The sequence below is a fragment of the Nocardiopsis suaedae genome, from assembly GCF_027706745.1.
GTDB classification, from domain to species: Bacteria; Actinomycetota; Actinomycetes; order Streptosporangiales; family Streptosporangiaceae; genus Nocardiopsis_A; species Nocardiopsis_A suaedae.
This window is the reverse complement of record NZ_JAQFWP010000107.1, coordinates 1-14,436: the sequence shown is the minus strand read 5'-3', so window position 1 is coordinate 14,436 and position 14,436 is coordinate 1. Positions and strand designations below refer to the sequence as shown.

Annotated in this window: 11 protein-coding genes; 2 read left to right on the top strand and 9 right to left on the bottom strand. The window is 74.2% G+C overall.

Annotation, left to right across the window (positions count from 1 at the left end):
- Positions 1–74 precede the first annotated feature (74 nt).
- The 3 genes from O4U47_RS30275 to O4U47_RS30265 all read right to left on the bottom strand — a co-directional run bounded on the left by O4U47_RS30275 (position 75) and on the right by O4U47_RS30265 (position 2,989).
- The gene (locus tag O4U47_RS30275) at positions 75–293 is read right to left on the bottom strand and encodes an antitoxin (protein WP_270681418.1); all 219 of its coding nucleotides are present in this window, start codon (positions 291–293) and stop codon (positions 75–77) included.
- Between the two features lie 124 nt (positions 294–417).
- Positions 418–1,761 carry a magnesium transporter gene (mgtE, locus tag O4U47_RS30270; RefSeq protein ID WP_270681419.1) on the bottom strand — a complete coding sequence of 448 codons (1,344 nt, stop codon included), beginning with the start codon at positions 1,759–1,761 and terminating at the stop codon, positions 418–420.
- Between the two features lie 112 nt (positions 1,762–1,873).
- Positions 1,874–2,989 (bottom strand): PP2C family protein-serine/threonine phosphatase, encoded by a 1,116-nt coding sequence (locus O4U47_RS30265; protein WP_270681417.1) that lies wholly within the window; start codon positions 2,987–2,989, stop codon positions 1,874–1,876.
- 241 nt (positions 2,990–3,230) lie between these two features.
- On the opposite strand from O4U47_RS30265, the gene O4U47_RS30260 reads away from it, so the two are divergent.
- The gene (locus O4U47_RS30260; RefSeq protein WP_270681416.1) at positions 3,231–4,484 is read left to right on the top strand and encodes a GNAT family N-acetyltransferase; all 1,254 of its coding nucleotides are present in this window, start codon (positions 3,231–3,233) and stop codon (positions 4,482–4,484) included.
- Positions 4,485–5,106: 622 nt separating this feature from the next.
- Here the strand turns inward: O4U47_RS30260 and O4U47_RS30255 are convergent.
- The 5 genes from O4U47_RS30255 to O4U47_RS30235 form a co-directional block, all read right to left on the bottom strand.
- Positions 5,107–5,574: a ribose-5-phosphate isomerase gene (locus O4U47_RS30255; RefSeq protein ID WP_270681415.1), complete on the bottom strand. Its 468-nt coding sequence runs from the start codon at positions 5,572–5,574 to the stop codon at positions 5,107–5,109.
- A gap of 100 nt (positions 5,575–5,674) precedes the next feature.
- Positions 5,675–5,830: a hypothetical protein gene (locus tag O4U47_RS30250; protein ID WP_017626654.1), complete on the bottom strand. Its 156-nt coding sequence runs from the start codon at positions 5,828–5,830 to the stop codon at positions 5,675–5,677.
- Between the two features lie 101 nt (positions 5,831–5,931).
- The gene (locus O4U47_RS30245) at positions 5,932–7,353 is read right to left on the bottom strand and encodes an aldehyde dehydrogenase family protein (RefSeq protein WP_270681414.1); all 1,422 of its coding nucleotides are present in this window, start codon (positions 7,351–7,353) and stop codon (positions 5,932–5,934) included.
- A gap of 320 nt (positions 7,354–7,673) precedes the next feature.
- Entirely contained in the window at positions 7,674–7,838 is a 165-nt protein-coding gene (locus tag O4U47_RS30240) for a hypothetical protein (RefSeq protein ID WP_270681413.1), read from the bottom strand.
- Between the two features lie 77 nt (positions 7,839–7,915).
- Positions 7,916–8,527 (bottom strand): mycothiol-dependent nitroreductase Rv2466c family protein, encoded by a 612-nt coding sequence (locus O4U47_RS30235; RefSeq protein WP_270681412.1) that lies wholly within the window; start codon positions 8,525–8,527, stop codon positions 7,916–7,918.
- A gap of 237 nt (positions 8,528–8,764) precedes the next feature.
- On the opposite strand from O4U47_RS30235, the gene pepN reads away from it, so the two are divergent.
- Positions 8,765–11,314: an aminopeptidase N gene (pepN, locus tag O4U47_RS30230; protein ID WP_270681411.1), complete on the top strand. Its 2,550-nt coding sequence runs from the start codon at positions 8,765–8,767 to the stop codon at positions 11,312–11,314.
- Between the two features lie 205 nt (positions 11,315–11,519).
- Here the strand turns inward: pepN and malQ are convergent, their stop codons facing one another.
- On the bottom strand, positions 11,520–13,577 hold the full coding sequence (gene malQ / locus O4U47_RS30225) for a 4-alpha-glucanotransferase (protein ID WP_270681410.1): 2,058 nt from the start codon (positions 13,575–13,577) through the stop codon (positions 11,520–11,522).
- Between the last annotated feature and the right edge of the window lie 859 nt (positions 13,578–14,436).

The following is a 14,436-nucleotide window of genomic DNA, read 5'->3' as shown; positions in this document are numbered from 1 at the left end:
ACGGCGGCGCCGGGGGCCCGTGCCCGGGGCGCCGCACTCCTCTCGGCGTCCGCGCGCGTGCGCGGCGGCTCCTCTCAGGCCTCCTTGCCGCCGTCTTCGCCGCGCTGCTTGGCCGCCTGCTTGCGGAGGTACTCGGTCGCCGCGCCGCCGGCCTTGTCGATCTTGTCGTCGTGCGCGCCGCCGGTCTTCTCCTTGGCGAATCCGGTCGCCTTCTCGACCCCCTCGGCGAGCTTCTCACCGTGGTCCGCGGCGGCCTTCTTGGCCTTGTCGAAAGCGTCTCCGATTCCGGACATTCCGTCCCCCTTCGGCGCGTCCGGCCAGTGTCTCTCCGTAAGCGATACCCGTCGCCCCCGGCGATCATGCCCGTCGGCGGGCACCGACGGGCCGACGCGCAGGGGCCACCCGCCCCCGCGGGCCTCAGATGTGCAGCACCAGCCGGGCGATGTTGAAGTAGATGAGCAGGCCGGTCGCGTCGACCAGGGTGGCCACCAGCGGCGCCGACACCACGGCCGGGTCCACCCCGACGCGGCGCGCCAGCAGCGGCATACAGCTCCCGATCACCGCCGCCCAGGTGCAGATGGCGATCACCGAGGCCGCCACCACCCCGGCGATCACCGTGCCCACCAGGGCCGACCCGATCACCATCGCCACGGCGGCCAGCATCAGCCCCAGCAGCAGGCCGACCCGGGCCTCCTTGCCCGCCACCCGGGGCAGGTCGCGCACCCGCACCTCGCCCACGGCCAGGGCGCGCACGATGGCGGTGGCCGACTGCGAGCCGACGTTCCCGCCGGTTCCGGTGAGCATCGGCACGAACAGCGCCAGCGCGGTGACCTGCTCCAGCGTCGCCTCGTAGGCCTGCATGACGTTGACGGTCAGGGTGGCGGCGACGATGAGCAGCAGCAGCCAGGTGGCCCGGGCGCGGGCCAGCCGCACCACGCTCGCGGCCACGTAGTGCCCGGCGACCGGGCTGGCGCCGGACTGGCGGGCGATGTCCTCGGAGTCGGCGGCCTCGATCAGCTCCAGGGCGTCGTCGAAGGTGAGCAGCCCGACGAAGCGCTCCTCGGAGTCGACCACCGGCAGCGCGACCAGGTTGGCCTCCTGCATCAGGCGGGCGGCGTCCTCGGCCGGCTCGGTGGCCCGCACCCGCGGCACCAGGACGTCCACGACGTCCTTGAGCGGGGTGTCGTCGTCGGCGCGCACCAGGTCGGCGAGCTGCACGGTGCCGTCGAAGCGGCGGCCGTCGGCGACCACCGGCAGCGTGTAGACCGTCTCGACCTCGGCGCTCTTGGCCCGCACCACCTCCAGGGCGCGCCCCACCGACAGGTCCCGGTGCAGGATGACCGTCTCCGGCGTCATGTACCGGCCGACCGACCCCTCGGGGTAGCCGAGCAGCGCGGCGGTCATCTTGCGCTCGGCGGGGCTGAGCCCGGCCAGCGCACGGGTGGCGATCTTGGCGGGCGCCTCCCCGATCAGCCGGGCGCGGTCGTCGGGGTCCATCTCCTCCAGCAGGTCGTGGAAGGCCGCGTCGCGCAGGCCGACCAGGATCTCCTGCTGGTGGACGGGGTCGAGCTCCTCGAAGACCTCCAGCTCGCGGTCCTTGTCCAGGAGGCGGAAGGGCACGATCGCCCGGCGGCTGTCCATGCGTTCCAGCTCGTCGGCGATCTCATAGGGGGCATGGCTGGCCAGCCATAGGCGGATACCGGTCAGGTCGTTCTCTTCGATCAGCCGGATGAGCTCTTCGCCGTAGTCCTCGTCGGCCATACCGGGCACCCCCTTCGCTCCCTCGTCCGTGCGGCGCGTTCCGGGCACGCGCGGGCCCGGGGCGGGCACCGTGCGACACTACCCCTGGACGGGGGCCCACCCGGGAACGGCGTCAGGAACGCCAGATGACCACGAGCGCGGTGTCGTCGTTGCCGCCCTTGCCGAGGGTGTCCACGATGCGCTCGATGCCCTTGCGGAAACCCTGACCCGACCCTTGGGCGACCATCCCCTCGGCGGCGCCGAGGAGGCGGTCGACACCGGCGTCGAGGTCCTCGCCGGGGGTCTCGATCAGCCCGTCGGTGTAGAGCATGATCGCGTCGCCGGGGCGCAGGCGGCCCTCCACCGGCGTGTAGGTCATCTCGGGGATCACTCCGAGCACGACGCCCTTGGCATCGGTAGTCGACCACTGTCCGGTCCCGTTGTCGAACTGGACCGCCGGGGGGTGGCCGGCCGAAGTGATGAGGTAGTCGCCGGTTTCGAGGTCGATGCTCAGGTGCGCGGCCGTGACGAATCCCTCACCCTCCGCCGTGCGGACGAGGTGGTCGTTGCAGTAGGCGAGGAACTGCCCGGAGGGGACGGCGCCGAGCATGCCGCTGAAGGCGCCGGAGAGCAGCAGGGCCCGGGTCCCGGCGTCCACGCCCTTGCCGGAGACGTCGACCAGGGCCAGGTCGAGGCGCCTCCCGTTGAGGCGGGACAGGAGGAAGTCGCCGCCGAAGGAGGACCCGCCGGCCTGGCGCAGGACGGCTCCGGCGCCCCAGTCTTGCGGGAGGTCGGGCAGGCGTCCCTGGGCGCGCAGCCGGTCGCGCAGCTCCAGCAGCATCTTCTCCCCGCCGAAGCCCTGCACGCCCAGGCGCTCGCGCACCCCCGACAGCAGGTAGGCGAGCACCCCGGCGACGCCGATGGTGACCGCCAGGCCGGGGCCCACGTGGCTGAAGTCCAGGACCAGGGCGGTGGCCAGCAGCGCGACGGCGACCACGCCCAGCAGGAATGCCAGGCTCTTGCGTTTGAGGAGCAGCCCTCCGGCGAGCACGGTGAGGATGACGGCGCTGGGCGGGAACCAGCCGGGCGGCCCCCACACGGCCCCGGCGCAGATGCCCACGGCCAGCAGCACCAGGGTGATGAGGACCAGGCGGTAGCGGAAGAGCACCTTGCGCCTGAGGAAGGCGACCGCGCGCTGCCAGAGGGACCGCGCGCGGCGGCTGAGCTTCGCGGCAGGCGTGGAGTTCATCGTTCCCGCACCTTAGCGCGGGAAAACCGGTCGAGCACGCCGCCCCGTCGGCAAATGCGACAGCATCCCCGAAAAGGGACCATCCGATATCGCCCCAGCGTGCAGCCCGGAAATCGCGCAGAACTCCTCATGGTCAAGTATGGCCGGACGAGCGGGCGCGCGTCAGGCATCCGGCGATCTCACACCCGATTCGGCGGAAAAACCATTCGCCCGCGCGCGGCACCGGTAGTAGGAATCCTGCATGGACGACAACGCAGTCTCCGGCCCGCGGTGGCCGGTCCGGCCCATCGAGTCCGACGAGTTCACCGACTTCGCCCGGGTGTGCGGGACGGCCCTGCTGTCCTCGCGCGCCCCTGAGGACGAGGAGTTCCGCCGCCCCGTCACCGACCTGCGGCGGACCCTGGCCGCCTTCGACGGCGACCGGATGGTCGGCACCACCGTGGTGCACCCGTTCACCATGGCGCTGCCCGGCGGGCCGCGGCCGGTGGCCGGGGTCTCGGCGGTGGGCGTGTGGCCCACGCACCGGCGCCGGGGCGTCCTGAGCGCGCTGATGCGCCGCCAGCTCTCCGACGTCCACGAGGCCGGGGAGAGCGTGGCCGCGCTCTTCGCCTCCGAGGGGGCCATCTACGGGCGGTTCGGGTACGGCCCGGCGAACTGGACGGTCCGCGCCCGGATGCTCACGCGGGAGACGGCGCTGCGCCCCGACGTGCCGCGCGACGGGTCGCTGTCGCTGCGCCTGGGCCTCATCGCGGAGATGCGCAAGGAGATGGAGCAGGTGCACGGGGCGGTGGCCGCCCGCCGGGTCGGCGAGTTCCAGCGCAGCGGCGCCTGGTGGGACCTGCTCATGCGGGACGAGCCGGGCGAGCGCGACGGCTTCGCGGCCAAGCTGTGCGTGGTGGCCGAGGACGCCTCCGGCCCCCGGGGGTACGCCGTGTACCGGACGAAGGGCGGGTGGCGGGACGAGGCCCCGGACGGGCGGCTGGAGGTCGCCCAGTTCTTCGCGGCCTCCCCGGCCGCCGAGGCGCTGCTGTGGGAGCACCTGCTCGGGCGGGACCTGGTGAGCGAGGTGTCCGCGGACATGCTGCCCGCCGACACCCCCCTGTACCACCTGCTCGCCGACCGGCACCGGCTGCGCGCGGCGGTCGGCGAGTCGCTGTGGATCCGGCTGGTGGACCTGCCCCGGGCGCTGGAGGAGCGCTCCTACGCCGTTCCGGTGGACACCGTGCTGGAGGTCGCCGACCGCGACTGCCCGTGGAACGCGGGGCGGTGGCGGCTGCGGGCCGACGGCGCCGGGTCGGCCGAGTGCGTGCGGACGGAGGAGGATCCGGACCTGGCGGTGGACGTGTCCCAACTGGGCGCGGCCTACCTGGGGTCGACGAAGCTGAACACGTACACGGCGGCGGGCCTGGCCTCGGAGAGGACCCCACGCGCCGCGGCGAAGCTGGACCTGGCCCTGACGATCGACCATGAACCGTTCTGCTCGGTGGTCTTCTAGCGGGCCCGGGGCTCGCATTCCTCCGTTCCTCGGAGTGGGGCGGGTTCACGGCAGCCGGAGAGATCGCGCCCGGCGACGGCCGCCTCTGCCGGAGGCCGTCGGCGAGGCCGGAATGCGGTCGTCCCGAAACGCCTGCCCCAGGCCGCCGGCGCCCCGGGGCGCCGGTTCCGGCGTGCGGCGCCTACGGGGGATCGAACCGGGCGGGGCCCAGCGGAACAGGCGAGGCGCCTGCCCCTCCCGCATAGCGGGGCGGGCGACGCGCAGGGCAGGTCCGCGGAACGTCCGCACGGCCGAGGCAGACCAGGCGGACCCACGGCTCTGGGCCGGGCCCGGCCCCGTCGCGGCCCGGAGCCCCGCAGCCGGGGCGGCCGGGGCCCCGCCTTCGAGGGCCGCTCTTCCGGCGTCTGCGGCGATCCGGCACTTTTCAGGGGGCGCGAACCGTATTACGGTCGCTGCAGGACGTCGTCCCCCGGACGGGCTCCGGGGACGTCCCGCCCGGCGGGTCCGCTCCCCGGCAGCGCAGCGGGCCCGCCGATCGCCTTCGGCAGGCTTCGACGGGCCCACGGTCCGACTCCGCGCCCCGCTCACCGCCCCCTTCGGGCGGCGGCCACAAGGCGCCCGGCTACGGCAGCGGCGGCAGCTCGCCGGTCTCCTCGTAGCGGGACAGCATGTCGATGCGGCGCGTGTGCCGCTCCTCCCCGCTGTAGGGCGTCTCCAGGAAGCGCTCCACGAGCCGGGCCGCCTCCTCCAGGCTGTGCATGCGCGCCCCGATGGCGACCACGTTGGCGTCATTGTGCTCGCGGGCCAGCACCGCCGTCTCCTCGCTCCAGGCGAGCGCCGCGCGCACGCCCTTCACCTTGTTCGCCGCGATCTGCTCGCCGTTGCCGGAGCCCCCGATGACGATCCCCAGGGTGCCCGGGTCGGCGGCGACGCCCTCGGCGGCGCGCAGCACGAAGGGCGGGTAGTCGTCGACGGCGTCGTAGACGGCTGGGCCCGCGTCGGCGACCTCGTGCCCGTGCTCCTTGAGCCAGGACACCAGGTGCTCTTTCAGTTCGAAGCCCGCGTGATCGGAACCAAGATAAACTCGCACGCCCCTAGTGTGGCAGGTCAGCGGCGCACAAAGCGCCGCGGCCCGCCCCTGCCCCCGTCGTCGCGGGGCGGAGCGGGCCGCGGTCGGCCGTCGGCCTGCCTCAGAACACCAGGGTGCCGTTGGCGGCGTAGGCGACGCCCAGGCCCAGGGCCGCGAACAGGGCCATGGACAGGACCGCCACCACGTTCGTGACGACCATGGCCTTGACGTCCTTGCTCAGCGGACCGGCCTTGGAGACTTCGGGCTTGCTGCTCACGTCACACCTCGACAGACGGGGAACCGGGACAAAACAACCGGGGCGAAACGCCACCGATCATCCTATGCGGCCGCCCCGGGTGCCCCGTCCGGCCCCGTCCGTCACAGCTGGATGGCCTTGACCTCGCAGAACTCGTCCAGCCCGTGCAGGCCCCACTCGCGCCCCACGCCCGAGCGCTTGTACCCGCCGAACGGTGCGAGCGGGTTCACGCCGCCGCCGTTGACCTGCACCTGCCCGGCGCGCAGGCGGCGGGCCACCCGCATGGCCCGGTCGGCGTCGCCGGACCACACCCCGGCCGCCAGGCCGTACTCGGTGTCGTTGGCGATGCGCACGGCGTCCTCCTCGTCGTCGTAGGCGATGACGGTGAGGACCGGCCCGAAGATCTCCTCGCGGGCGATGCGCATGTCGTTGGTGACGCCGGCGAAGACCGTGGGGCGCACGAAGTAGCCGCGCCCGGCCCCCTCGGGCTCCTCCGCGCCCCCGGCGACCAGCCGGGCGCCCTCGGCGACGCCCGCCTCGATGTAGCCCCGCACCCGTTCGAGCTGGGCGGCGGAGACGACCGGGCCCATCCGGGTGCCCTCCTCCTTCGGGTCGCCCGGGGCGTACTTGGCGGCGGCCTCGGCGGCCAGGGCGACCGCCTCGTCGTAGCGCGAGCGCGGCACCAGCATGCGGGTCAGGGCGTTGCAGCTCTGACCGGTGTTGCGCATGACGTCGGCGACCCCGGCCTTGACGGCCGTGGGCAGGTCGGCGTCGTCCAGGAGCACGTTCGGGGACTTGCCGCCCAGCTCCAGGGCGACCTTCTTGACCGTGGCGGCGGCGACCTCGCCCACCCGGGTCCCGGCACGGCCGGACCCGGTGAAGGAGACCATGTCGACCTCCGGGTGCGCGGCGATCGCCTCGCCGACCTCCGGGCCGGTGCCCATGACGAGGTTGAACACCCCGGGCGGAAGGCCCGCGTCGTGCAGCGCCTCGGCGAGGTCGTAGGCGCTGAGCGGGGCGACCTCGCTGGGCTTGAGCACCACGGTGTTCCCGGCGAGCATGGCCGGGACGACCTTGAGCACCACCTGGTGCAGGGGGTAGTTCCACGGGGTGATGGCGCCGACGACCCCGTAGGGCTCGCGCACCACCAGCGAGCTGCCGACCTGCTCGCCGCTGAAGTAGCGCTCCCCGACCTCCTCGGCCAGGTCCAGGAAGGTGGAGAACATCAGCAGCGGGAGGCCGATCTGGACCTTGGCGGCGAACCGCAGCGGGGCGCCCATGTCGGCGGCCATGGTGCGGGCCATGCCGTCGGCGCGTTCGCGCAGCAGGTCCAGGGCCTTGCCCAGGGCGGCGCGGCGCTCGGCGACGGGCAGCGCCGACCAGCCGGGGAAGGCGGCGCGGGCGGCGGCGACCGCGCGGTCGGCGTCGGCGGCGTCACCCGCGGGGACGGCGTCGATGACCTCCTCGGTCGACGGGTCGACGACGTCGATGGAGGCGTCGGAGGCGGAGGGCGTCCAGGCGCCCTCGATGTAGAGGGATCGCATGCCGCCCACCTTCCCAGAACGCTGTTAGGTTAATCCGCCCGGGGACCCCTGTCGGGGGGCGTACGCGGCCCCGCAGCGGGGAGGGCCGGAAGGCGCGCCGCTCCAGCGGACACGGCCCGGGACGCACGCGGGAACGCACCGGGGAGCGCGCTCGGCGGCCCCGGGAACGCCTGTGGAGGGGCCCACCGGCCGGTGGGCCCCTCCACAGGCGTTCCCGTGAAGTCCACGGGCGGTTCGCGGGCCGCGCGGGGACGCCCCGGGCCGCTCCCGCCCGCCGGGGCCGACGGGTCGGCTCGCCGGGGCGGCCCCGGCGCCCCTGGTCAGCCCCAGTGCGGCGGGCGGTCCTCCAGCAGGCGCGCGATGTCGTCCTCCTCGCGCTCCCCCCACGACGAGCCGCGCTCGTCGTCGGTGATGTCGGGCAGGACGGGCGGGCCGTCGTCGAAGTCCGCCAGGTCGACCCGCCGCTCATCGTCAGGTCCGCTCATCGCCGGCCCTCCCGGTCCGCTCTCCGCGCGGCCGCGCCGCCTCGTCCGCCGCCGCGCCGCGTGTCTCTCGGTCGAATTCAGTCGAAGATGGGGTCCCGGGTGCGGCTGCGCTTCAGCTCGAAGAAGCCGTCGGTCCCGGCGACCAGCAGCACGCCGTCCCACAGCCGCCCGGCCGCCTCGCCCTTGGGGGCGGGGGTCACCACCGGACCGAAGAAGGACACCCCCTCCACGGAGATCACCGGCGTGCCGACCTCTTCGCCGACCCGGTCGATGCCGTCCTTGTGGGAGGCGCGCAGGGCCTCATCGTAGTCGGAGGAGTCGGCCGCGTCGGCCAGGTCGGCCGGCAGCTCCAGCTCCTTGAGCGCCTCGCGCACCGGCTCCGGGCCCAGCTCCTGTCCCTGCACGTGGATGCGGGTGCCCATGGCGGTGTACAGCGGGCCGAGGATCTCCGGGCCGAACCGCCGCTCGGCCGCGATCGCCACCCGCACCGGCCCCCAGGCCGTCGCGAGCAGCTCGCGGTAGCGCTCCGGCAGGTCGTCGCGCCCCTCGTTGAGGACGGCCAGGCTCATCACGTGCCAGCGGGCCTTCACCGGCCGGACCTTCTCGACCTCCAGCAGCCACCGCGAGGCCAGCCAGGCCCACGGGCAGGCCGGGTCGAACCAGAAGTCCACCGTCTTCGTCTCGCTCATCGCTCCGCCCTCGTCTCCGGGTCGTCAATGCGGGGGTCGTCCGGGCGGCCCCGGGAGCCGCCCAAGCACCACAACCCCGCCGCCGCGCCCGGCATTCCGGTTCCGCATCGGCGGTCGGGAAGTGGCAGGATCAACGGCGGAAACTTCAATACACAGGGGCCGCCGGGCGCGTACGGCGCACGGGGGCCGTTCGTCGAGTCCGGCCGGCGATGACGGCGGCCGTGAAGGGAGCGGTACGTGGCGGGCAACCTGACACGCGACGAGGCACGCGAGCGCGCGAGGCTCCTCGATGTCTCCTCCTACGACGTCGAGCTCGACCTGACCACCGGGGACACGGCGTTCGCGTCCACCACGGTGATCCGCTTCGACTGCAGCGAGCCCGGGGCGTCCACCTTCGTGGACCTGGTGGCCCCCCAGGTGGAGTCGGTGGTGCTCAACGGGCGCGCCCTGGACCCCGCGCAGGTCTTCGACGGCGGGCGCATCGCGCTGGACGGGCTGGAGGCCGCCAACGAGCTGAGGGTCGTGGCGCAGGCGGCCTACATGCGCACCGGCGAGGGGCTGCACCGGTTCGTCGACCCGGTCGACGGCAAGGTGTACCTGTACACCCAGTTCGAGACCTCCGACGCGCACCGCATGTACACCTGCTTCGACCAGCCGGACCTCAAGGCCCGGTTCGAGCTCACGGTGACCGCGCCCACCGGCTTCGAGGTGGTCTCCAACAGCGCGCCGGACACCGAGCGCGCGCCGGTCGAGGGCCGCGAGGACGCGGTGCGCTGGCACTTCCCGGCCACCGACCCGGTCTCCACCTACATCACCGCGCTCATCGCCGGGCCGTACCACGTGGAGCGCGACTCCCACGACGGCATCCCGCTGGGCGTGTTCTGCCGCGCGTCGCTGGCCGAGCACCTGGACGCCGACGCCATCTTCGAGGTCACCAAGCAGGGCTTCGACTTCTACCACCGCGTCTTCGGGATGCGGTACCCCTTCGGCAAGTACGACCAGCTCTTCGTCCCCGAGTTCAACGCCGGGGCGATGGAGAACGCCGGGGCGGTCACCTTCCTCGAGGACTACGTCTTCCGGTCCCGGGTCACCGACGCCCGCTACGAGCGGCGCGCCGAGACGATCCTGCACGAGATGGCGCACATGTGGTTCGGCGACCTGGTCACCATGCGCTGGTGGGACGACCTGTGGCTGAACGAGTCGTTCGCGACCTACTCCAGCGTGCACTGCCAGGCCGAGGCCACCAAGTGGACCGACGCGTGGACGACCTTCGCCAACGTGGAGAAGGCCTGGGCGCTGCGCCAGGACCAGCTCCCCTCCACCCACCCCATCGCCGCCGACATCCCCGACATGCAGGCGGTGGAGGTCAACTTCGACGGCATCACCTACGCCAAGGGCGCCTCGGTGCTCAAGCAGCTCGTGGCCTACGTGGGCGTGGACGCGTTCTTCGAGGGCGTGCGCGAGTACTTCAAGGAGCACGCCTACGGCAACACCGAGCTGTCGGACCTGCTGCGGCAGCTGGAGCGGTCCTCCGGGCGCGACCTGTCGGACTGGTCGCGGCAGTGGCTGGAGACGGCGGGCGTCAACACCATGCGCCCCGAGTTCGCCACCGACGACCAGGGCCGCTTCACCTCCTTCGCGGTGCTGCAGGAGGCGGCCGAGGACTACCCGACGCTGCGCGACCACCGCCTGGCGGTGGGGCTGTACGACCGCACCGACGAGGGCATCGTGCGCCGCCGCCGGGTGGAGCTGGACGTGCGCGGGGCCCGCACCGAGGTGCCCGAGCTCGTCGGCGAGGAGCGCCCGGACCTGGTGCTCATCAACGACGACGACCTGACCTTCACCAAGGTCCGCCTGGACGAGCGGTCGCTGCGCACCGTGGTGGAGGGCGTCGGCGAGATCACCGGGTCGCTGCCGCGCGCCCTGTGCTTCTCGGCGGCCTGGGACATGACCCGGGACGCGGAGATGGCCGCGCGCGACTACGTGCGGCTGGTGGAGTCGGGCATCGGCGGGGTGCACGACGTGTCGGTGGCCCAGATGCTGCTGCGCCAGGCGGTGTCGGCGCTGGTGAACTACGCCGACCCGGAGTGGGCGCCGACCGGGTTCGACCTGCTGGCCACCCGGCTGCGGGGGCTGCTGACGGCCGCCGAGCCCGGGAGCGACCTGCAGCTCGTCTACGCGCACGGGTTCGCCGACGCGGCCGTGTCCGACGAGCACCTGTCGCTGCTGCAGGGGCTGCTGGACGGCGCCCTGGAGGTCGAGGGGCTGACCGTCGACACCGACCTGCGCTGGACGCTGCTGCGCCGCCTGGTGGCGCGCGGCAAGGCCGGGGAGAAGGAGATCGCGGCGGAGCTGGAGTCCGACCCCACGGCCACCGGTGAGCGGTTCGCGGCCGCGTGCCGGGCGGCGGTCCCCACGGCCGAGGCCAAGGCGGCGACCTGGGACCGGATCACCGCCGGGGAGATGGCCAACGCCGAGTTCCGGGCCACGCTGCTGGGCTTCACCGAGCCCTCCCACGCCGAGCTGTGCCGGCCGTACGTGGAGCCGTACTTCGCCCGGCTGGGCGAGGTCTGGGAGAACTGGACGAAGGAGTTCGCCCAGTCCTTCGCCGAGATCGCCTACCCCTCGCACCTGGTGGAGGAGCAGACGCTGCGCCGGACGGACGCCTACATCGAGGCGCAGTCCCCCGCGCCGGCGCTGCACCGCCTGCTGATCGAGGGCCGGGCCACGGTCGAGCGCGCGCTGCGGGCCCGCCGCCGGGACGCCGAGGCCGGGGCCGCCGAGTAGCGGTGTGAGAACCGGGCCGCCGCCGAGCGGCCGATGAACGGCCGAGACGGCGGGGCCGGGGGTCTTCCCCGGCCCCGCCGTCCGCGTATGCGGGGGTCCCGCCGGACGGCCCCTGTGCGCACCGATGGCGCCCGTCGGAGTGGTGGCTTCGGCGGCCGTGACCACCGACGGGCAGGACACCGATGGGGGCGCCCGCCCTCCCCGGTCAGCCTCCCCGGCACAGGCCGGCCGTGACCGGCTGCAGGGCGCGGCGCACCGCCGCCGACAGGTGCGGGTCGGCGAAGAGCTCGTCCAGCAGCACCGGTTCCCCTTCGGCACTGGTGAGCGGCATCCGCCAGTTGGGGTACTCGGTCGAGGTGCCCGGCTGGTTCTGCATCCGCCGGTCCCCCACCAGGTCGGTCAGGGCCAGGCCGACCAGCTGTGCCGGGGTCCGCGCCAGATAGGCGTGGAGCGCGGCCACCACGGTGGAGGGCGAGGAGACGGGGTCCACCCCCTCGTCCAGCAACCCCAGCTCCACCAGGCGGCGGCGCCAGGCCTCCACCTGCGCCTCGGCCTCGGCCCGCTCCTCGGCAACGGGGCGGTCGAGCAGCCCGAGCCGGTCGCGCAGTTCCACGTGCTCGGCGGTCAGGAAGGAGGCCACCGGCGGCAGGTCGTGCGTGGCGACGGTGGCCATGCAGCCGCGCCGCCAGTCCTCGGGGCGCTTGGGGGCACCCTCCTCGTCGCGTTCGAACCAGAGCACCGAGGTGCCCAGGACGCCGCGCTCGGCCAAGTGGTCACGCACCCACGGCTCGACCGTGCCCAGGTCCTCGCCGACCACCAGGGCGCCGCTCTCCTGCGCGGTGAGCAGGAGGGAGCCCACCATGCCCTCGTGGTCGTAGCGGACGTAGACGCCCTCGGAGGGGTCGGCGCCCTCGGGGATCCACCACAGCCGGAACAGCCCGGCGACGTGGTCGGCGCGCACGCCGCCGGCGTGCCGCATGGTCTGGCGCAGGGTCTGCCGGAACGGGGAGTACCCCTCCTCGGCCAGGCGCACCGGGTGCCAGGGCGGCTGCGACCAGTCCTGGCCCTGCTGGTTGAAGGCGTCCGGCGGGGCGCCGACGCTCACGCCCTCCACCAAGGTGCCGCGGTACATCCAGGCGTCGGCGCCGCCGGTGCGCACGCCCACCGCCATGTCGTGCACGATGCCCACCGGCATCCCGGCGGCGCGCGCGCTGGCCTGGGCGGCGGCGAGCTGGTCGTCCAGCACCCACTGGAGCCAGCGGTGGAAGTCGACCTCGGGCCAGCGGCGCAGGGCCCGCGCGCCCACCTCCTGGGCGGAGACGTCGCGCAGCTCCGGCGGCCAGGAGCGGTAGTCGGGGCCGTGCTCCTCGGCCAGGGCGCACCAGGTGGCGTACTCGACCAGGGGGGCGCCCTCGCGTTCCAGGTAGGCCTGGAAGGCGGCCTCGCGCGCGGGCGAGCGGGGCACCTGGTAGAGGGCCTCCAGGGCGGCGCGCTTGGCGCTCCACACCGAGTCGCGGTCGAGGAGGTCGGCGGTGCGGCCGCGCTCGCGCAGGGGGCGGGCGAGGCGTTGGACGGCCTCGCGCTGGGTGGGGTCGAGGCGGGCGTACTCGGGCACGTCCTCGACGCGGAGGTAGATGGGGTTGGCGTAGCGGCGGCTGACCGGGAGGTAAGGCGAGGGTTCCAGGGGGATCTCGGGCTCGGCGGCGTGGACCGGGTTGACGGCGGTGAAGGCGGCGCCGAGGTCGCGTGCGCTCCAGTCGGCGAGTTCGGCCAGGTCGCGGAGGTCGCCCAGGCCCCAGGAGGCGCGGGAGCGGATGGAGTACAGCTGCGCGGTCAGGCCCCAGGCGCGGCGGTCGCCCAGCGCGCGCGGGGGCTCCAGCCGGTCGGGGACGACGAGGAGCGGGGCGCTCTGCGCGATGCCGTGGCACTCGGCGTGCAGGGCGTGCACCCCGGTGGGCAGGTCGGGGCCGGGGCGGGCCCAGCCACCGTCGGCGAGTTCGACCCAGGAGCGGGCGTCGTCGGGCAGCGGTATCCGGGGCGAGCGCCCGGTGCGCGCGACGACAGCGGGGGGCAGTATGCGGCGGGCCTGGTCGGCCCAGTGGGCCTCCAGGGAGGCGCGCGGGTCGGAGGCGTCCACCCCCAGTGCGGCCAGGACGTGGCGGAGGGTGTCGGCACCGACGCGCACGCGGCGGCCCCGCCAGTCCTCGTAGGTGGTCGCTACGCCGTGCTCTTCGGCCAACCGGGCCAGGTCCGCATCGCTCACAGCACACGATGATGCCGCATGGAGGGCCGTTCGGGCCTTGAACGCCATGCACCGTTCGGGACCGGAAACAGCCACGACCCGGGTCCGGTTCACCGCACGGACGGCACAGGCGCCGTGCCAGAGGGCCCACGAACTGCACCACCGCCGACCGTCCGAGGTGCGGACGATCCCCGTGAGTGGACGTGAGTGGACGTGAGTGGGGTCGCGGGCGGCTCGGCTGGATCCCCCGCTGACGGGACCCCGGCCGGGCGGCGGGTCGGCGGAATGCAGGGCCGATGGCGGCGACGGCGGGACGAGCAGGTACCCCGCTGACGGGCCCCGGCCGGGCGGCGGGTCACCGGAGTGCCAGGTATATGGCGGCGACGACAAAGGTCAGCGGCACTTCCGGCAGCGCTGTCGGCCGTGCGGCGTGTGCGTGGTCGCGGTGTTTGGCGCCAACGGCGTGAGCGGGGCGGTTCCCCGGGCCTGCCTGCCGGGCGGCGGGTGGCCGGGGTGTGAGGTGGAGGGCGGCGACGACGAAGGGCGGCGGCCCTTGCGGTGGCGCTGTCGGCCGCCGGGCCTGTGCGTGGCCACCATGATGGGCGGCGACGGCGCGAGCGGGGCGGTTCCCCGGGCCTGCTTGCCGGGCGGCGGGTGGCCGGGGTGTGAGGTGGGGGCGGCGACGACCAAGGGCAGCGGCACTTCCGGTGGCGCTGTCGGCCGCCGGGCGTGTGCGTGGTCGCCGTGGTTGGCGGCGACGGCGCGAGCGGGGCGGTTCCCCGGCCCTGCCTGCCGGGCGGCGGGTTCCTCGCGGTGCAGGTGGGCGGGCGGCTCGGCCGGTGCCCCGCTGACGGGCCCCGGCCGGGCGCCGGGGCACCGG